Below are 19,653 nucleotides of genomic sequence, written 5' to 3'. Positions count from 1 at the left end.
TCAGACCTGTGGCCGACGGCTGCCCAGTGACGCACCGATCCGTCCCGCGATCTGGGCGCGGTCCGTGTTCTCCGGCTTCCCCTCCAGCCAGACCCGGAAATGGGTCACCGCTTTCAACGCGAAGGTCTCGGCGTCCTGCTCGACCCGTTCGTCGAACACGGACCGGGCGGCCACCCGCACGACGGTCGGCTGGAGATGACGGAGATCGGCCCGCTGGTCCAGCATCCGGGCCGCCACCGTGGCGCCGGCGACGTGGTGGCCGCAGTCGCCCTTGATCATGTGCCAGATCTCGTGGAAGAGGATCGCGAGCTGGTGCAGTGCGGTCGCGCGCTGGTCGACGAGGATGAGGTCCTCGTCCGGCAGGTCGAGCCACAGGCCGGTCGCTGTCCGGTGCGGGAACTCCTCTTTGAGAAGCACGACCTTGCGTCCCCGGATCTCGCTGAGGACTTCGATCAACGCGGCGAACAGTTCATCGGGGTCCGTGGGAATGGTCAGTTCCCGTCCGCCTGCCCTCAGTTCGCCGGTCAGACGGTCGATGAATTGACGCATCTCCTTCTCGGCCTGGAATTCTCCGACCAGCCGCGTGACAAGGCGACGCATCGACTGACTACTCCTCACATGCCGGACTCCGACCGGCAAATATTCCAGACGTCCGGGCCCACTGCCAGGCCTACCAGGTTTCCGGACCCTCATCCCCCTTGTCGCGCTCTCGGCGCCGAAGGATCGTGTCGATCCAGTCGGCGACCAACTCCTGTTCGGCGTCGCTCAGTTCGGCGGCCCGGTGGGCGATCCGGCGCAGCCCGTGCGCGTGCCGAAGTCTGGCCAGCGGGTCTTCGCCGGCAGCCTCGCGCAACTCGGCCAGTACGGGCTGGAGGGCGTCGTCGAGGGCGGAGGCGGGCTCGGCGGACAACCAGCCGTTGGGCGCGCCGAAGAAGAACTCCTCGATCCCGGCCTGGGTGGCCGCCAGTGGACCACCGGAGCGGACCGTGCGCGGCTCCGCCCCTTCTTCTTCCTGCGTCTTCTTCCGGCTGTTGACGAGGTTGGACAGCGAGGCCCGGGACGCGCCGAAGGAGGCGGCGATCTCCCCGTACGAGTGCCGGTGCCCGTCATCGCGGCGTCGCGTTTCCCGCAGATGCTCGAAGCGGCGGATGATCCGGTCGGTGACGTCCTCCGCGGGGGGCTCCTTGCCGTCCAGGAGTGTCGCGATGACGTCCCGGGGGACGCCGCTGTCGACCGAGAGCCGTTCCACGTCGAGCACGTCATCACGGCTCTGCCCCTCCGCGAGGAGGGCGTCGAGCCGGCTCAGGGTCTCGGCGAGCGCACTGAGCGGATCTCTCACCGGCACGTCTCCTGAAGTCAGGTGGGTGGTGCGAACCACGAGTTGATGTTCCGCACGATAGCCGCTGCCAGGCCTGCCGACCACCGAGAAGACACTGAAATAGTCACAGGTGGCTACTCCAGTTGACATCTCTCCCGATGGCCTGCAGGATCATGACACGGCGTGAAGACCGGTCTTCGTGCCGCGGTGACGGCTGAATCGCCGTCACTCGGGCGCGAGGCTCGTGTGTGCCCCGGCGGGGGAGGGTGCACCGAGCGCCGTGGTCTGCGGCCGCGCACCGTTCAGGTGTGCGCGGCCGCGGACCGATTGTCAGTGGTGGACGGCAAGCTGGACCCAGCGCCACCGCTGTGCGACGGCGCGTGAACGCAGAGCCGAGCCGAACCGGGAGAGTCGTCCGATGCCGACCGCCGTACTGACCGATCACGAACGCACCGCCGTGCAGGCCTATCTGCGCCTGTTGCACACGGTACGAGCCGCGCTGGACGGCCCGCCCGGCACGGCGCCCCGCCCCGTCGTCGTGCCGCCCGCCGCCCTCGCGGAGGCCGAGCGTGCACTGGAGGCGGCAGGCCTCGCGGGCAACGAGGAGGCGTTCTTCCGCCTGCTGCACGCCTGGGGCCCTCAGCCGTGACGATCCCCGGCCGGGCGCCGAGCAGAAACGGGATCAGTCAGCGTCGTATGCAACGCTGACCGCGGTCGCCACAAGCCCCTGGCCCACCGTCCAGCGCCCGTCGAAGTGGTCGACACGGTGGCCGTCCACCACCGGGCCCGGCACCAGGAGCCGGGCACGGAAGACACCCGACGTGGTGTGCCCGGAGGTCAGGCCGACCTGTATGTCCGCCTCCGTGAAGTCCAGCCACTTGCCGGTGAGGGGGAACCACGCCTTGTAGACCGACTCCTTGGCACTGAACAGGAGTCGGTCCCAGTGGACCGCGGGGTGGTCGGCGGCGAGCTCGCGCAGCCGGCTTTCCTCGGCGGGCAGGGACACGCTGGGCAACACGTCGTCCGGGAGCGGCAGGTGGGGCTCCGCGTCGATACCGAGAGAGGCCAGGTCGGTGGCGCGGGCCAGCGCCGCGGCGACGTAGCCCTCGCAGTGCGTCATGCTGCCGATCAGTCCGGCGGGCCACTGCGGCGCCCCGCGGTCACCGGTCAGTACGGCCTGCGGGGGAACGCCGAGCTTCTCCATCGCACGCCGGGCACAGGTGCGTGCGACGGTGAACTCGCGGCGTCGCTTCTCCACGGCCCGCGCGATCAGCGCCTGCTCCTCGGGATAGAGCGTCGCGCCCGCGGCGGGCTCGTAGCCGTGTGCCTCCACGGTCACGACCGAGTCCGGGAGCAACTCCTCGATCACTGGATCCAACCTCCATCGGCAGAATGCGAAGCAGCGTACCCAGGGGTGCCGGTCCCCGGGGTGAGCAGGATGCCGCACCGCAGCGAAAGGCCGTACCAGGACGGACGTAATCCGTAACACGGACGTAGCAGCGATCATGTCCCGGACCCCCTATGATCGGCCGTACACAACCGCGCGCTCACCGTTTCCGAACGGCGGTTTTGTGTACCTCCAAACTCCTTGGCCGGGCTCGGCCTGCTTCGCCGTGCCCGCTAACCGTGAAAGGCGGCCTGAATGGTCTCTCGCGTACGCGTCTGGCTCAACCGCACGTACGCGGAGAACGTGTTCTTCATGGATCAGCTGCGGGAGAATCCCAGCGGCCGTCCGGTCGAGATCCATGCGACGCACGGCGACCCCGACTCCCCCATCCTGGCCGCCGCCGACACGGCGGCGCTGGAACCGGAGGGGCTGTCCCCGGCCGCGTACGTCGAGTACGCCCTCGATCAGTGCGCCCGGCACTCGATCGACGTGTTCGTTCCGGTGCTGCACCAGGCGGCGGTCGCCGCGCATCGCGAGGAGTTCGCCGCTGTCGGTACGGCCCTGCTGGCGCCGCCCCCCGAGGCCGTGGCGACCTTCCACGACAAGGTGACGGCGTACGAGGCTGTGCAGGCGCTCGGGGTGCCGGTGCCGCCATGGTGGCGGGTGCGTACCGAGGACGAACTCGTCGCGGCGGTGGACGCCTTGGAGGCGGACGGCCACAAGGCCTGCTTCAAGCCGGCGGCGGGGGCGGGCGGAGTCGGCTTCCGCATCATCACGCGCGCCCCCTTCTCACTCATGCACCTGGGCGGCTTCCCCAGCCCGTATGTGCCGCTGAACCTCGTCGTCGACGCCCTGCGCCAGGCCGACGCACCCGTCGACTGGCTGGTGATGCCGCGTCTGGAGGAGCCGGAGGTGTCCGTCGACTGTCTGACGGGGCCGGACGGGCGGGTGCGGATGGCGGTGGGCCGGACCAAGAACGGCCGTCGGCGCGGCTTCACACTGCAGCCGTCCTTCATCGAGCCGGCGCGGCACGTCGCCCGGGCCTTCTCTCTGCACTACCTCACGAACGTGCAGTTCCGTATGTATGGGGACCAGCCGGTGCTCCTGGACGTCAACACGCGCCCGGCCGGCGGTCTGCACCAGCTCTCCCAGTGCGGCCTCAACGCCCCATGGGCGGCGGTGCGGTTGGCGCTCGGCGAGGACCCGGGCGAGCTGGTTCCGCCGTTCCTGGGCCGGGACTACGCGGTGGTCGCGGGGCCTCGCCCGGTGCGTGCGGTGTCGGTACCGCAGCCGCAGCCGGAGGACCGCCGGCCCACTCCCCTGCCGGCCGTCCCCGCCCCCGATGGGGGTCCCTCCGCTCGAGCGAAGTCGCGAGTGGGCGAGGAGCCGGCCGCCACTCCCACCCCCGCCTGATCGCTCTCGCCCGGACGGCCGTCGTGCCCGGTCAGTCGACCGGGTATCCCCACTCACGCGCCAACTCGACCAGTCGCGGCGGCAGTTCGGCCTGCGGGTCGGCCGGGCGGGCCGACTGGATGCGACCCGACTTGATGGTCTCGCTCCAGTCGCCGAGCTGGGGGCGGAAGGTGCCGTGGTCCTTCTTGCCGTACTCGAGCATCCCCGGCTCCCAGGGGACCTTGAGGTAGTCGCACAGGCCCCGGGTGACGGTCTCGGGGTCCGCGGTGAGCTCCTCGTACGTGATCACATGGGCGCCGGTGAGCTTCTGGCGGGCGTCGTCCAGCTTCTCGCTGTAGTCGAGGACCTCGCGGCGGATCTGTTCATGGTCCGGGTCGGCGCGACGATTGGTGAGGGAGGTGACGACCGCGCCCGGGTGGCGGAGCAGGACGATGTAGCGGGCGTCCGGCCAACATCGTTGCAGCCGGGGCCAGATGAGGGTGTTCGGCGGGGTCTTGTCGACGATGATCTCCTTGCCGCTGCGGGTGAGCTCCAGATGGAGCACGCGGTCCCACAGGACGTGTTCCAGCTCGTCCTTGTCCAGCTCCAGCGCCTTCATGGCGTCGGCCGTGAAGTCACGGGCCAGGTGGACGTGGAGGGTGCGCAGATGCATCTCGTGCGGGGCGCGGATCCGGGAGTGGCTGTTCAGCAGGACGCGCAGCAGGGTCGAGCCGGAGCGCACCGAGGACAGGACGAAGACCGGGGAGTCGACCAGGCGCGGGGCGGGCGGGGCGACGTACACACCCTTCGGGGCCCGCTGCGCGGGCATGGCGTCGAGGCTCCGGCGGGGCGGGCTCACCGCCTGGGCCATCAGTCTGCCGCGGCGCTTCAGCCCTTTGCGGATCGCCGAGATACGTGGGTCCCGCACGGTGACACCCCTCTTTTTCTCTTACCTTCGCCTTGCCGCGCCATCCCAGGGGTACCGGGCGAACTTCAGGTGTCGTACAGGCAACAGGCCGTGGTCACGGCGGGCCGAAAACCCGCCGTGACCAGGCCTCTTACCCGATTCTTAATTCTTGGTGGAAAACGGGGTCAGTCATTCCGCCGTGACAGCCGCAGGGTCTGCACCTCGAAGGGGCGCAGCGACACCGCGACAGCGCCGCCGTCCACGGCCGCCTCGGCGAGGGGCCGCTCCAGGAGGTCGGTGACCTGGGCTCCGGCCAGGGGGAAGCCGGTGCGCAGGGTGCCCTGGGCACGTCCGCCACGGGACTCGTAGAGGCGTACGACGACGTCGCCCGACTCGTCGTCGGCGAGCTTGACCGCTTCGACGGTCACGCCTGCACCCTCGACGCTCACGACCGGCTCGGCCGCACCGGCCGAATCGGCCACCCGCAGCGGCAGGTTGAGCGCGTAGCCCTCCGCGACCGTGTCCTCGATGGTCGCGCCGGGCAGCAGCGCGTAGGTGAAGCGGTGCTTGCCCTGGTCGGCCTCGGGGTCCGGGATGCGAGGGGCGCGGACCAGGCTGAGGCGGACCGTGGTGGTCGTACCGCCGTCCTCGCGGACCGTGCGGGAGACGTCGTGGCCGTAGGTGGAGTCGTTGATGACCGCGACGCCGTAGCCGGGTTCGCCGATGTGCACCCAGCGGTGGTTGCACACCTCGAAACGGGCCGACTCCCAGCTGGTGTTGGTGTGCGTGGGGCGCTGGATGTGGCCGAACTGGATCTCGGCGGAGGAGTGCGCGGCCCTGATGTCCACCGGGAAGGCCGCCTTGAGGATCTTCTCCGTCTCGTGCCAGTCGATCTCCGTCTCGATGTCGATACGGGGGCTGCCCGCGCGGACGGTGATGGTCTGCGTGATGCGTGAGCCCTTGCCGAAGGCGCGCTCGACGCGGATGGCGCCGAGGAGCGGGTCCTCCTCGACGACCGTGACGGCTTCTGCGTCGAGCAGGTCCGTGTAGCGGTTCTTGTAGTGCTTGTCGATGTCCCAGGCGTCCCAGTAGTTCGGGAGGTCGGTGTGGAGCCGGAGCAAGTTTCCCTCGCCGGCGAGGACTTCGCGGTCGGCCCGTAGGTCCCGTACGGAGGACAGCGTGCCGTCTTCGGCGACCTCTACGCGGACGAGGCCGTTGTCGAGGACGCGGCCGGTGACCGTGACCGGCTGCGGGGATCGGCCCGATCCGAGCGGTGCGCTTCCGTTGGCGGGAACCTCGGTGTACATCGGTACGCCGACCGAGGTGCGGACGACCTCTGCGCGGTCGCAGGGGCTGGTGTTGAACACCCGCGTCTCTCCCGAGCCGAGCGCCGCCACGGCCTCGGCGGTGAGAGCCTGGATCTCCTCGGCGACCCGCGCGTACTCCGCCTCCGCCTCCCGGTGCACCCAGGCGATCGACGAGCCCGGCAGGATGTCGTGGAACTGGTGCAACAGCACTGTCTTCCAGAGGCGGTCGAGCTTTTCGTACGGGTACGAGTAGCCCGGCGCGTTCAGGGCGGCGGTGGTCGCCCACAACTCGGCCTCGCGCAGGAGGTGTTCGCTGCGACGGTTGCCCTGCTTGGTGCGGGCCTGGGAGGTGTAGGTGGCGCGGTGCAGCTCGAGGTAGAGCTCGCCGACCCAGACGGGGGCGTCGGGGTACTCCTCGCGGGCGTCCGCGAAGAACTTGTCGGGATGCTCCACGACGACCTTCGCGGAGCCCTCCAGGTCCGCGAGCCGCCGGGCGCGTTCCATGATCTCGCGGGTGGGGCCGCCACCGCCGTCGCCCCAGCCGAAGGGCGCGAGGGAGCGCGTACCGCCGCCCTTCTCCTGGTAGTTGCGCACGGCGCGGGCCATCTCCTCGCCGCTGAACCGGGCGTTGTAGGTGTCGACCGGCGGGAAGTGGGTGAAGATGCGGGTGCCGTCGATGCCCTCCCACCAGAAGGTGTGGTGGGGGAACTTGTTCGTCTGGTTCCAGGAGATCTTCTGGGTCAGGAACCAGTCGTTGCCCGCCAGCTTGGCGAGCTGCGGATAGGCGGCGGTGTAGCCGAAGGAGTCCGGCAGCCACACGCCCTTGGTCTCGACGCCGAAGTGCTCCATGAAGAACTTCTTGCCGTGGACGAGCTGGCGGGCGAGCGCCTCACCGCCGGGCAGGTTGCCGTCGGCCTCGACCCACATGCCGCCGACGGGCGCCCACTGGCCCTTCTTCACGGACTCCTGGATGCGGGCCCACACCTGCGGGTAGTTGTCGCGCACCCACTCGTACTGCTGGGCCTGCGAGCAGGCGAAGATGAAGTCCTCGTACTCGTCGGCCAGTGCCGTGACGTTCGAGAAGGTGCGGGAGGTCTTGCGCTTGGTCTCGCGGATGGGCCACAGCCAGGCGGAGTCGATGTGCGCGTGGCCGACGCCGGAGACGGTGTGGGCGCTGGCGTGCGCGGGCTTGGCCAGGGCGGGGGCGAGCACCTCGCGGACCGCGGCGGCGCTGCCGGAGACGTCGTCCAGGTCCACGGTGTCCATGGCCCGGTCCAGGGTGTGCAGGATCTCGTGGCGCCGCGGATCGTGCTCTTCGAGGTGGACCATCAGTTCGCGCAGCACCTGGAGATCCAGGTCGAGATGGAACACGTCCTCGTCGAGGACGGCGAGGTCGGCGCGCTGGAAAGTGTAGATCGGCTTGTCGCCGGCGGTCAGCACATCGCCCATGGCGGTCGGGCGCGAGAAGTTGTCGGCGAGGATGTCCGGGTTGGAGGCGGCCTCGACGAGGTAGTGGATCTCCTCGCCGCCCGCTGCCGGGTTGCCGATGGGCACGTACTGGTTGAGCGGGTTGACGGCCTTGAGCGGCGTGCCGTCGGCGAGGTGGACGAGCGCCTCGGCCTGGTTGCCGGGCCAGTCACCGATGAACCCGAGGTCGATGACGGCCTCGACGCGCTTGCCGGCCCACTCGGCGGGAACCTGCCCGCGCATCCGGAACCAGGTCGTCCCCCACGGCGGGCCCCAGGGGGTGTCCATCGCGAAGGGCGCGTACGAGGCCGACGCCGCCTCCTCGAAGGGGACGGGCTCCCCCGGCGCCTGCCAGGCCTCGACCTCGAAGGGCACGGAGGCGGCGTAGATCGCGGTCTTGATGCGCTGGTCGTGGACGCGCTGGACACGCTCCTCGATCCGGCGGCGTTCGTCATGCATGTGCGGGTCTCCTCGGGGGGCTCTGCTTCAGGCCTCAGGGCTCTACCCAAGGCTCGAGATCTCTACTTCAGGTACGCGAGTCCGGGATGGGCGGCGGTGTAGCCCTCGACGAGACGACGGGCGACGTTCACGGAGTCGACCAGCGGGTGCAGGGCGAAGGCCTTCACCGCGGTCGTACGGGAGCCGGACTCGGCCGCGGCGAGCACCTCGCGCTCGACCGCCTTCACCGCGCACACCAGACCGGTCGCGTGGTCCGGGAGCGGATCGACGGCGACGGGATGCGCGCCATTGGCGTCGACGAGGCAGGGCACCTCGATGACGGCGTCCGTGTCCAGCACGGACAGCGTGCCCTGGTTCCGGACGTTGAGGATCAGAGTGGTGCGCTCGTCGCGGGCGATGGCCCGCATCAGGGCGAGGGCCACCTTCTCGTAGCCGCCGGACAGGTCGTCGGCGTCGCGCTCGCCGGCGCCCGCCGCGTCCCGGTTCTCGGACATGTACGTGGCTTCCCGCTCGGCCCGGGTGCTGTCCCAGGTCTTTAGGGCCTCGGCGTCGGGGCGCTTCATCGCTTCGTAGAAACCGGCCTGCTGGTCGCGCAGGAAGGCGCCGCGGGTCTTCTCGGCGTCCTGGTAGGCGCGTACGGCTTCCCGGTTGAAGTAGTAGTAGTGCAGGTACTCGTTCGGAATCGCGCCCAATGAGCGGAGCCACTCGGTGCCGAAGAGCTTGCCCTCCTCGAAGGAGCCGAGCAGATCCGGGTCGGCGAGCAGCCGCGGCAGCTCGTCGCGTCCGGCGACGCGCAGGCCGCGGACCCAGCCGAGGTGGTTGAGGCCGACGTAGTCGATCCACGCCTCACGCGGATTCGCGACGCCGAGAACGCGGGCGATACGGCGGCCGAGACCGACCGGCGAGTCGCAGATGCCGATCACGCGGTTCCCGAGATGCCGGGACATGGCCTCGGTGACAAGGCCTGCCGGGTTGGTGAAGTTGATCACCCAGGCGTCGGGGGCGAGCCGGGCCACGCGCCGCGCGATGTCGACGGCGACGGGCACCGTCCGCAGTCCGTAGGCGATACCGCCCGCGCCGACCGTCTCCTGGCCGAGGACGCCCTGGTCGAGGGCGACCCGCTCGTCGGCCGCGCGGCCCTCGAGGCCGCCGACCCGGATCGCGGAGAAGACGAAGTCGGCGCCGCGCAGCGCCTCGTCGAGGTCGGTGGTGGCGGTCACGGCGGGCGCGCCCGGGACGCCGGCCGCCTGCTCGGTGAGCACGCGGGCGACGGCCGAGAGCCGCCCCGCGTCGAGGTCGTGCAGCACGACGTCGGTGACGCGGCCCTCGGCGCGGTCTCCGAGGAGCGCCCCGTACACGAGTGGCACGCGGAATCCGCCGCCACCCAGAATCGTCAGCTTCACGCAACAACCCTTTCCACGTTCATGTCCGCACCACACGGCTCATGTCTGCACCACGCGTACGCCCGCCTCCTCGAGTGCGGAACTGGTTCCGGCGTCCGCCGGCCCGTTGGTCACGACCACGTCGAGGTCCTCGGGTCCGCAGACCTTCGCCATCCCCGTACCCGGGAACTTGGCCCGGTCCGCGAGCAGCACGACCTTGTCGGCCGCCGCGATCATGGCGCGCTTCACCGGGACCTCGACGACCGTCGTGTCCATCACCTGCCCACCGGGGCGCACTCCACTGGTGCCCAGGAAGAGCCAGTCCGCGCGCAGCTGGCGCAGGTTGTCCTCGGTGAGGAAGCCGACCAGGGAGCGGTACTCGCGGCGGACCATGCCGCCGAGCAGCACCAGTTCGATGCCCTCGTCGTCCACGAGCTCCTCGTAGACCACCAGGTTGCTGGTGATCACGGTGATCCGCCGTCCGTGCAGCTGCCGGGCCAGGCGGTAAGCGGTGGTGCCGATGTCGAGCAGCACGGACTGGCCGTCCTCGATCATCGCCGCGGCCCGCTCGGCGATGGCATCCTTCTCGGGTACGCGCATCTCCGCGACCTCGGCGAAGGGCTGGTCGCCCTCCTCGGCGACGGCCCCGCCGTGTACCCGCGTGAGCAGGCCGTCCTCTTCGAGTTTGACCAAGTCACGACGGATGGTGGCGGGGCTCACGCCCAGCTGTTCCGAGAGGTCGGTCACGGCGGCGGGCCCGCCGGAGCGCAGGGACCGCAGGATGAGTTGGTGTCGTCGTTCTGCCAGCACGCCGTGAACAGTACTCGTCATCTTCAATCATTTCTATGCTTGCTTCTGCTCGACTATTGCCAAATTGGCCGGAAGCGCGCACGATCCTGTGCACATTGAAGACTTTTGACGAGAGGAAGTACGCGTGGGTGACGAACGGCCCGATGTCCTGCTGACCGGGCTGCTCTTCTACGACCTCGTCCTGACCGGTCTGGGCAAGCCTCCGACTCCCGGCGAGGAGATCTGGACCGCAGGGATGGGCGCCGGTCCGGGCGGGATCGCGAACCTGGCCGTGGCGGCGGCCCGGTATGGCCTGAACACCACCCTGGCCACGGTCTTCGGGGACGACTACTACGGCGCGTACTGCCGTGATGTCCTGGCGGACCAGGAGCACGTCGACCTCTCGCTCTCCCGTACGGCGGCCGGCTGGCACACCCCGGTCACCGTCGCGCTGGCTCACGGTCATGACCGGGCCCTGGTCACCCACGGCCAGGAACCCCCGTACTCGCAGGACGCCCTGATGGGCGACCCGCCCGCCGCGCGCACCGCTCTCGTGCACATCGAGGCCGAGCCCCGCGCCTGGATCGCCAAGGCGGCGGCGAACGGAACGCACATCTACGCGGACGTCGGCTGGGACCCCACCCAGCAGTGGTCCTCCGACCTCCTCGACCAGCTCTCCCTGTGCCATGCCTTCCTGCCCAACGACACCGAGGCGATGGCCTACACCCGCACCGGCACAGCTGCCGCCGCGCTCGGCAAGCTCTCCGAGCTGGTGCCGGTGGCCGTGGTCACGCGGGGCCGCGACGGTGCGGTCGCCGTCGACCAGACCACGGGTGAGTACGCCGATGTCCCCGCCCTCGACGTCGACGTCCTCGACGCGACCGGCGCCGGAGACGTCTTCGGCGCCAGTTTCGTCGCGGCCTCCCTCGGCGGCTGGCCCCTCGAAGAGCGCCTGCGTTTCGCGGTGCTGGCCGCCGGGCTCTCCGTACGCCATCACGGCGGGGCCCTGGCCGCGCCCGGCTGGTACGGGATCCACGAGTGGTGGCAGACCGTCGAGGACCCGGAACTGCGGCGTGCGTACGGCTTCCTGGCCGACCGCCTGCCGGCGGACCCGGGCCCTGCGGTCCCGCATGCCCCGGTGACCCCGCCCGTCCCCACACGGCAGTACTGAAATCCCCCCACGCGAAGAACGAACACATGCGAAAGGCGGTGGGAGCTGTGCGGCTCTCACGAAGGGGCCTGCTCCGCGCCGGGCTGGCCGGTACGGCCGCCACGGCGCTCGGCGGCCTGGCCACGGGCTGCTCCGTTCCGACCGGTTCGACCGGCCGGAACATGGTCCTGTGGTACTGGAGCGGCGGCCTGAGCGAGACCGTCGTCAAGCAGGCCCGGGCCCGTTACGACAGCGCCGTGAACCTCAAGGCCACCCAGATCGGCGGCTACTACCGGTCCAAGCTGCTCACCACGATGACCGGCCGGGCCCACATCCCCGACATCGTGGGGCTCAAGGGCGAGGACATGGCGTCGTACCTGCCGAACGCCGACCAGTTCGTAGACCTGAGGACGCTCGGCGCGGACCGCCTCAAGAGTCAGTACCTGGACTGGAAGTGGCAGCAGGCCATCGCCCCGGACGGCAGCCTCATCGGCTTCCCCATCGATGTGGGACCGGTCGTGCACTACTACCAGCCGGCCGTCTTCGAGAGAGCCGGGCTGCCGTACGAACCGGAGGACGTCTCCAGGGAGATGGCCACCTGGGACCAGTTCTTCGCGGCGGGTGAGCAGCTCAAGCAGCGCGTCCGCGGAGCGTTCATGCTGACCGACGTCGGCAGCGTCTTCGAGATGTCGATCGGGCAGGGCACCCAGCGGTTCGTCGACGAGGACGAGAACTTCATCGGCGACCAGGAGCATGTACGTGTCTGCTGGGACCGCGCGGTGGAGGCCAAGCGCCGCGGGCTCGTCTCCAGCATCGTCAGCGGCACGCCCGACTCGATCTCGGCCAAGGAGCGGGGGCTGCTGCCCAGCCAGCTGAACGCCTCCTGGGCCGCGGGCGACCTCAAGCTCGAAGTACCGAAGACCAAGGGCAAGTGGCGGGTCGCGAACTGTCCGGGCGGCCCTTCCAACGTGGGCGGCTCGTTCCTGGCGATCACCAAGCCGTGCCGGGAGCCGGAGCGGGCCTTCGAGATCATCAGCTGGATGCTCAACGCCGACAACCAGGCGCAGGGCTTCGTCGAGGCCGGACTCTTCCCGTCGACCCCCGCCTCCTACGAGATGACGAAGCTGCGCGAGCCCGACCCGTTCTTCGGCGGCCAGATCACGATGGACGTCTACGGACCGGCCGCGGAGAAGATCCCGGTCGCCTTCAACAGCCCGTTCGACATCGCGCTCGGGCAGCCCATCAGGGACGAGATCAAGAACGTCGGCGTCCTCGGCAAGGACCCGAAGAAAGCCTGGAGTGACGCCATGAGCGATTGCCGGCGCATCGCGGAGCACCTGGGGGTGACAGTCTGATGGCCACCGCACCCGTGGTCGCAAAGCCCCCCGCGGCCGTCGTGGAGACCCCGCCCGAGCATCCCAAGAAGGGCATCCTCAGCTACTGGCGGCTGTATGTCGCACTCTCCCCCTTCTATCTGCTCTTCCTGGTCTTCGGCCTGATACCGGTCGGCTTCTCTCTGTACCTGTCATTCCACCGCTGGGACGGCCTCGGCTCGATGGAGTGGGCGGGACTCTCGCAGTACCGCTATCTGCTGAGCGACAGCGACTTCTGGAGCTCGATCGGCAACACGATCATCATCTGGGCGCTGGCCACCTTCCCCATGATCTTCCTGGCGATGGTCACGGCCGTGATGCTCAACTCGGCGGTCCGCTTCAGGAACCTCTACCGCTTCGCGTACTTCCTGCCGAACGTCACCTCGGTCGTGGCCGTGGCGATCATCTTCGGCTCGGTGTTCTCCACCAACTTCGGCCTGGTGAACGCCCTGTTGCAGGCGGTCGGTCTCGACCAGGTGGCCTGGCTCAACACTCCGTGGGGCATCAAGGTCGCCATCGCCACCCTGATGACCTGGCAGTGGACCGGCTACAACGCGATCATCTTCCTCGCCGGTCTCCAGACGATCCCGAGCGAGCTGTACGAGGCCGCCCGCGTCGACGGGGCCGGGCCCGTGCAGACCTTCTTCCGGATCACGCTGCCGCTGATGCGGCCCGTTCTGCTGTTCGTGCTCGTCATCTCGACGGTCACCGGACTGCAGAGCTTCTCCGAACCTCAGGTGCTGCTGCAGACCACGGCCAACGAGTCGACGTTCTCCGGCGGTCCCGACCACGCGGGCCGGACGATGGTCCTCTACTTCTTCCAGCAGACCTTCGACAACAACGACTTCGGCTACGGCGCCGCCGTGGCGTGGGGCATCTTCCTCGTCGTCGTTCTCTTCTCGATCATCAACTGGCGCCTGGTGCAGCGCCGGGGCGAAGAATAGGCAGGCCGGTCACCATGGCAACCACCGAAGCCAGGCCCACCGAGGCCGAGCCCGTCAAGTCCACGAAGCCCAAGCTCATCGAGGGCACCCGGCGCAGGGGCATCGCCCTCCACACGTCCCTGATCGTCGGCGTACTGCTCTCGGCCTTCCCGTTCTACTGGGCCGTGATCATGTCGACGCACACGTCGACCGACATCTTCTCCTACCCGCCGAAGCTGCTGCCCGGCTCGCAGTTCGACGACAACATCGGCAAGCTGTTCGACAGCATCGATTTCTTCGGGTCGATGTTCAACTCGCTGCTCGTCGCCACCTCGGTGACGTTCCTCGTGCTGTTCTTCGACTCGCTGGCCGCGTTCGTCTTCGCCAAGTTCCAGTTCCCGGGCCGCGGGATGCTGTTCGCGCTGATGATGGCGATCTTCATGGTCCCGGCCCAGCTCCAGGCCATCCCCCAGTTCGTGATCATGGCGAACCTCGGCTGGATCGGCTCGATGACCTCGCTGATCGTCCCGGCGGCGGCCAACGCGTTCGGCATCTTCTGGATGCGCCAGTACATGAAGAGCGCGATCCATGACGAGCTGATGGATGCATCGAGGCTCGACGGTGCCGGTTTCATGCGCCAGTACTGGCATGTGGCGCTGCCGGTCGTCCGGCCGGGCCTGGCCTTCCTCGGGATCTTCACGTTCATGGGCCAGTGGAACGACTACGCCTGGCCGTTGATCGCCCTCACCAACCCGGACAACGTGACCCTCCAGGTCGCCCTCTCCCAGCTCAACGGCGTCCACGGCACCACGGACTACGGGATGGTCATGACCGGTGCCGTACTGGCCCTGATCCCGCTGCTGATCGTCTTCGCGATCGGCGCCAAGCAGATCATCGCCGACCTCGGCAAGGGAGCGATCCGCTGATGCGCCGCGATCCCCTGATCGCGCTGCGCCCCTGGGAGTCACCCGAGGTGATCTCCTGGGGCCGGCTGCCGATGAACGCCGTGGACCGCAGGAACGACGCGCTGTCCCTGGACGGCTCCTGGCACTTCCAGCTGGTGCCCGCTCCCGGCGCCTCCTCGGGCGAGTGGACGCGGATCGATGTGCCCGGCGCCTGGACGCTGCAGGACGTCGGCGACCTCCCGCAGTACACCAACTTCCGTATGCCGTGGGGCGAGTTCCCGCCGACCTCGCCCACCGCCAATCCGACGGGCGTGTACGAACGTTCCGTGGACATCCCCGCCGAGTGGGCGGGCCGGCGGATCGTGCTCCAGGTGGGCGCGGCCGAGAGCGTGCTCCTCGTCCATGTGAACGGCCATCCGGCCGGCATCTCCAAGGACTCCCACCTCGCCGCCGAGTTCGACCTTTCCGACGTCGTCCGCCCCGGGGGTTCCGCCACGCTGCGGCTCACCGTGATCAAGTGGTCGGACGCCTCGCACATCGAGGACCAGGACCAGTGGTGGCACGCAGGGATCACGCGGTCGGTGCTGCTGTACGCGACGGATGCGCTGCATCTCGGGGATGTGACCGTCCAGGCCCGGCGGGACGGGCGGCTTCGGGTGGACTGCCAGGTGCGGAACGCGTCAGGCGCGTTGCCGGAGGGCTGGTACGTCACGGGAGCGCTCGAGGGTCATCAACTCCTCGCCCAGGACACCGAGTTCGACCGTCTCAACGCCGACGACATGCGGGTGTCCGACTTCCTCGGCGAGGCCCGGCTGCGGACGACCGTACGGAACGTACGCCCGTGGACAGCCGAGACACCCGAGCTGTACGAGCTGACGGTACGGCTGCACCGCGCCGACGGCTCGGTGGCCGACACCTCGCACCACCGGGTCGGCTTCCGTGACGTCGAGATCCGCGGCCGGGATCTGCTGGTCAACGGCGAGCGAGTCCTCATCCGGGGCGTGAACCGGCACGACTTCCACCCGCTGACCGGACGCACGGTCACGGCGGACGACATGCGCGCGGACCTGGTCGTCATGAAGCGCTTCGGCTTCAACGCGATCCGTACCGCGCACTACCCGAACGACCCGACCCTCCTCGACCTCGCCGACGAACTCGGCTTCTACGTCGTCGACGAGGCGAACATCGAGTCCCACGACCACGCCCACGAGATCGCCGACGACCCCCGCTATCTGGCCGCCTTCGTGGACCGGGTCTCGCGCATGGTGCTGCGCGACAAGAACCACCCGTCCGTCATCATCTGGTCGCTGGGCAACGAGTCGGACTACGGCGCGAACCACGACGCGGCGGCCGGCTGGGTGCGTCGGCACGACCCCACCCGTCCCCTTCAGTACGAGGGTGCGGCCAAGCTCGACTGGTCCGACGAGACGGTCGCCTCGGACATCGTCTGCCCGATGTACGCCCCGATCGAGGACTGTGTCGCACACGCCCTGTCCGGGAAGCAGACCAAGCCGCTCATCCAGTGCGAGTACTCGCACGCGATGGGCAACAGCAACGGCACACTCGCCGATCACTGGGCCGCCATCGAGTCAACCCCGGGTCTTCAGGGCGGTTTCATCTGGGAGTTCTGGGACCACGGCATCCTCCAGCGTGTGAACGACGGCAGACCGGCCGGACGCGCGGGCGTCGGCCTGTACGACAACGGTGTCGCCGCGCCGGGCCATCGCTGGGCGTACGGCGGTGACTTCGGCGAGACGATCCACGACGGGGCGTTCATCGCCGACGGCGTGGTGTTCCCGGACCGCACGCCCAAGCCGGCGATGTACGAGCACCGGGAGATCGCGGCACCGGTCCGGCTGACGTACGACCAGGGAGTGCTCCTGGTCCACAACCGGCAACACTTCCGCACTCTGGAGTGGCTGACCGCCGAGTGGCATCTCGTACGCGCGGACGGCGATCCTCCGACAACGCTGTGCACGCCGGCCGAACTGCCCGACGTACTGCCCCGTGAGTCGGCCGCGGTGCCCCTACCGTTCCCGCTTCCCGAGTCCCCCGAGAGCGAGGCCTGGCTGACACTGCGGGTCACCACGGCGGGCGACGAGGCCTGGGCGCCGCGCGGTACGGAGGTGTGTCTGCCACAGGTCCGGCTCGGCAGCACGGAGACCACCGCTGCGCCGGTGCCGGCGGCCGGTCCGTCGGCGGAAGTGGACGACGAGGGGCTGCTGGTCCACCCGATGCTGGCCTCGCCACCCGTCCTGAGCCTGTGGCGCGCCCCCACCGACAACGACGAGATCGGCGGCATGGCGGCCCGCTGGCGCGACTGGGGTCTGGACGCCCTCATACGCAAGGTCGTGGACGTACGCCGTGAGGGCGCCGGGGTGACCGTGGTCGCCGAGTACGCGACCGGGGGCGGGACCGTACGCCACGAGCAGCTGATCACGCCGGTGGCGGGCGGTCTGCGGATCGAGGAGACAGCCGAGCTGCCGGACACGCTGGACGATGTGGCGCGCGTCGGCACGGTCTTCGAGACGATTGCCGGGTTCGATCTCCTGGAGTGGCACGGGCAGGGCCCCTGGGAGTCCTATCCGGACCGGAGCGCGGGCGCGCCCGTCGGGCACCACTCGCTCGCCGTGGACGAGCTGTTCACGCCGTATCTGCGGCCGCAGGAGAGCGGCGGCCGGCACGGCGTACGCCGGTTCGCTTTGTCGGCTCCGGACGCCACGCGACTGACCGTGGAACTCGGGGCGCCGAGCCAGGTCTCGGCCACTCGCCATCGCGCGGAGGACCTGACCGCCGCCGCACACCACGACGAGCTGGTGCCCCGGCCCGGCTGTGTCGTGCACCTGGACGCCGCACACCGCGGCCTGGGCACCGCCTCCTGCGGGCCCGACACCTCGTCCCAGTACCTCATCGCGCCGGGCATCCACCGCTGGATCTGGACCCTGCGCGTGCCCTGACGCCACACCGTCCCACGCCATCGCACTCCAATTCCCCGCCACCCCCCGCACCTCTGTTGAGGCATCCCCATGGAGCAGACGTGTGTAATTCGCATGAGAACGACCAGGACGAGGCCGAGCAGGCGGGCGCCGGAAGACGCAGCTTTCTGCGGGCCACGGCCCTGATCGGGGCGGCCACGGCCGTCTCGTTGCCACAGGTGGCCAAGGCGGCCTCCGCGCCGGCCGAGCAGTGGCGGCCCGACCCCGACAGCCACCGCTTCACACTCGTAGTGATGCCCGACACCCAGTACCTCTTCGACGGACCGAGCATCGACAAGGAGCCCGTCGAGGCATCGCTGCGCTACATCCTGGAGCACGGGCAGGACGACAACATCGTGTTCCTGTCACACCTGGGCGACCTCACGCAGAACGGCTCGAAGGCCGAATTCACCGCGATCGGCGAGGCGTTCGGGCTGCTGGACCGCCAAGGCGTCGGCTACAGCGTTCTCGCAGGCAACCATGACGTGAGGTCGTCCACCGACGACCAGCGGGGCCCGACGTCGTATCTGGACGCCTTCGGGCCAGAGCGGTTCGCGGGCAAGCCCACCTTCGGAGGCGCCTCCCCGGACGGCTACAACACCTTCCACCTCTTCAAGGCGGCCGGACGGCAGTGGCTCGTACTCGCCCTGGACTGGCGGCTGTCGGACAAGGGTTACGCATGGGCCAAGGACATCATCGCCCAGCACCCGAAGGCGCCCGTCATCCTCACCACGCACGAACTGGTCTACGAGGACGACACCCTCTCCTCGCACGGGCAGCAGCTGTGGGAGCAGCTGATCGACGACCACGACCAGATCTTCCTCACCCTGAATGGGCACTACTGGCCGGCCGGCCGCGCCACCCGTGAGAACGCGGCCGCGAACGAGGTGCATCTGCACCTGACCAACTATCAGAACCGCTACTTCGGTGGCGCTGCGATGATCCGCCTCTACCACTTCGATCTGGACCGGAACGTGATCGACGTGGAGACGGTCTCCCCGTGGATCCTGGGCCGGGCCGCGGAGGGGATCAACGAGCTGGAACGGCAGGAGATCGAACTCAGCGGCGACGCGGACCGGTTCTCGGTGCCGATCGACTTCGAGGAGCGCTTCTCGGGTTTTGCTCCAGTGCCCCCGCGCCCCTCCCGGCCGGCATCGCAGGTGCTGATCCCCGGCACGGTCGCCTACTGGCGCTTCGACGGGACCGAGAACAAGGCAGACGGGGACGCCGTGACCGGCACCGTCCGCGACCTGTCGGGACGCGGCAACCACCTCACCCTGGTCACCGTCGGCGGCGGCAAGCTCACCTGGTCGGCGGACCATCACCCGGACCAGCCCGGCCATGGCAGCCTGGAGTTCCACGGCGGCAAGCCGCCGCTGAAGGGCGCGTATCTGCGCACGTTCGACGGGGTGCCCCTCAACTCGGCGACATTCAAAGCCGGTTACACCATCGAGGCGTTCTACCGGCTCCCCGACGACTGGGACCCCTCTCACCACGCGTGGGCCGGGCTGCTGAGCCGCACCGGTACGGGCGGCGCCGCCGGCAAGACCGCCGACGACCCGGACGAGCCGCTCGCCACCCTCTCGCTGTCGAACGACCGCGAGCCGCAGTGGGCCGTGCGCCCGCTCAACCAGGAGGGCATCGCCACCAACTGGGGCCAGGAGACTCCGCTGGAGACCTGGTGGCACCTCGCGGTCGTCAACGACGGCACCCACACCACGCTGTACGTCCAGGGCTGCCCCGTCGTCCGCAATCCGAAGGCCCCCGCCGTCGGCCTCACCTCGGTCGGTCTGCCTTGGCTGCTCGGCGGCTACGAGTACGCCGGGAAGATCGACCAGATCCTGCACGGGCGGCTCGGCGACGTCCGGATCGTCGAGCGGGCGCTGCCGGTGTCGGCGTTCATGAACCGCTGAAACCCC

15 protein-coding genes are annotated in these 19,653 nt (G+C 69.3%); 8 read left to right on the top strand and 7 right to left on the bottom strand.

The features are described from left to right. Together ACFYO0_RS36635 and ACFYO0_RS36630 are read right to left on the bottom strand one after the other, a co-directional pair. Window positions 1-600, bottom strand: coding sequence for a toxin-antitoxin system, toxin component (locus tag ACFYO0_RS36635; protein WP_388684977.1), 600 nt, complete (start codon window positions 598-600; stop codon window positions 1-3). Window positions 601-670: 70 nt separating this feature from the next. Continuing rightward, on the bottom strand, window positions 671-1,339 hold the full coding sequence (locus ACFYO0_RS36630) for a hypothetical protein (RefSeq protein ID WP_388684975.1): 669 nt from the start codon (window positions 1,337-1,339) through the stop codon (window positions 671-673). A gap of 397 nt (window positions 1,340-1,736) precedes the next feature. On the opposite strand from ACFYO0_RS36630, the gene ACFYO0_RS36625 reads away from it, so the two are divergent. Next, a complete protein-coding gene (locus ACFYO0_RS36625; RefSeq protein ID WP_388684973.1) occupies window positions 1,737-1,967 on the top strand; it encodes a hypothetical protein in 231 nt (76 codons plus the stop codon). Window positions 1,968-2,000: 33 nt separating this feature from the next. Here the strand turns inward: ACFYO0_RS36625 and ACFYO0_RS36620 are convergent, their stop codons facing one another. Beyond that, complete coding sequence (locus ACFYO0_RS36620) at window positions 2,001-2,687, bottom strand: 4'-phosphopantetheinyl transferase (RefSeq protein ID WP_388684971.1); 687 nt, start codon at window positions 2,685-2,687, stop codon at window positions 2,001-2,003. A gap of 273 nt (window positions 2,688-2,960) precedes the next feature. Between ACFYO0_RS36620 and ACFYO0_RS36615 the strand changes: the two genes are divergently transcribed. Beyond that, entirely contained in the window at window positions 2,961-4,118 is a 1,158-nt protein-coding gene (locus ACFYO0_RS36615) for an ATP-grasp domain-containing protein (protein ID WP_388684969.1), read from the top strand. A gap of 31 nt (window positions 4,119-4,149) precedes the next feature. On the opposite strand, the gene ACFYO0_RS36610 is transcribed toward ACFYO0_RS36615, so the two are convergent. The 4 genes from ACFYO0_RS36610 to ACFYO0_RS36595 all read right to left on the bottom strand — a co-directional run bounded on the left by ACFYO0_RS36610 (window position 4,150) and on the right by ACFYO0_RS36595 (window position 10,429). Further along, a complete protein-coding gene (locus tag ACFYO0_RS36610) occupies window positions 4,150-5,025 on the bottom strand; it encodes a sulfotransferase family protein (protein ID WP_388684966.1) in 876 nt (291 codons plus the stop codon). A 164-nt stretch (window positions 5,026-5,189) separates the two neighbouring features. Beyond that, window positions 5,190-8,237: an alpha-mannosidase gene (locus ACFYO0_RS36605; protein ID WP_388684964.1), complete on the bottom strand. Its 3,048-nt coding sequence runs from the start codon at window positions 8,235-8,237 to the stop codon at window positions 5,190-5,192. 62 nt (window positions 8,238-8,299) lie between these two features. After that, window positions 8,300-9,640, bottom strand: coding sequence for a 6-phospho-beta-glucosidase (locus ACFYO0_RS36600; RefSeq protein WP_388684961.1), 1,341 nt, complete (start codon window positions 9,638-9,640; stop codon window positions 8,300-8,302). A gap of 39 nt (window positions 9,641-9,679) precedes the next feature. Beyond that, on the bottom strand, window positions 9,680-10,429 hold the full coding sequence (locus ACFYO0_RS36595) for a DeoR/GlpR family DNA-binding transcription regulator (protein WP_344395916.1): 750 nt from the start codon (window positions 10,427-10,429) through the stop codon (window positions 9,680-9,682). Window positions 10,430-10,553: 124 nt separating this feature from the next. Here ACFYO0_RS36595 and ACFYO0_RS36590 point away from each other — a divergent pair, with 124 nt between their 5' ends. From ACFYO0_RS36590 to ACFYO0_RS36565, 6 genes are all read left to right on the top strand, one after another. Further along, window positions 10,554-11,579, top strand: a complete 1,026-nt coding sequence (locus tag ACFYO0_RS36590; RefSeq protein ID WP_388684959.1) for a carbohydrate kinase family protein — start codon at window positions 10,554-10,556, stop codon at window positions 11,577-11,579. A 47-nt stretch (window positions 11,580-11,626) separates the two neighbouring features. Further along, a complete protein-coding gene (locus tag ACFYO0_RS36585; RefSeq protein WP_388684957.1) occupies window positions 11,627-12,913 on the top strand; it encodes an extracellular solute-binding protein in 1,287 nt (428 codons plus the stop codon). Further along, the gene (locus tag ACFYO0_RS36580; RefSeq protein WP_388684956.1) at window positions 12,913-13,875 is read left to right on the top strand and encodes a carbohydrate ABC transporter permease; all 963 of its coding nucleotides are present in this window, start codon (window positions 12,913-12,915) and stop codon (window positions 13,873-13,875) included. The genes ACFYO0_RS36585 and ACFYO0_RS36580 overlap by 1 nt, the downstream gene beginning before the upstream one ends. 14 nt (window positions 13,876-13,889) lie before the next feature. After that, window positions 13,890-14,780 carry a carbohydrate ABC transporter permease gene (locus ACFYO0_RS36575; RefSeq protein WP_388684954.1) on the top strand — a complete coding sequence of 297 codons (891 nt, stop codon included), beginning with the start codon at window positions 13,890-13,892 and terminating at the stop codon, window positions 14,778-14,780. Next, window positions 14,780-17,716, top strand: a complete 2,937-nt coding sequence (locus ACFYO0_RS36570; protein ID WP_388684951.1) for a glycoside hydrolase family 2 TIM barrel-domain containing protein — start codon at window positions 14,780-14,782, stop codon at window positions 17,714-17,716. Before ACFYO0_RS36575 ends, ACFYO0_RS36570 begins: the two co-directional genes overlap by 1 nt. A gap of 80 nt (window positions 17,717-17,796) precedes the next feature. Then, a complete protein-coding gene (locus ACFYO0_RS36565; protein ID WP_388684949.1) occupies window positions 17,797-19,647 on the top strand; it encodes a LamG-like jellyroll fold domain-containing protein in 1,851 nt (616 codons plus the stop codon). The last annotated feature ends 6 nt before the right edge of the window (window positions 19,648-19,653 follow it).

Origin of the sequence: Streptomyces sp. NPDC006365, assembly GCF_042870755.1 — a bacterium.
Taxonomy (GTDB): domain Bacteria; phylum Actinomycetota; class Actinomycetes; order Streptomycetales; family Streptomycetaceae; genus Streptomyces; species Streptomyces xiangluensis.
Note: the sequence above shows the minus strand (reverse complement) of the source record. Positions and strands in the feature narration are given on the sequence as shown.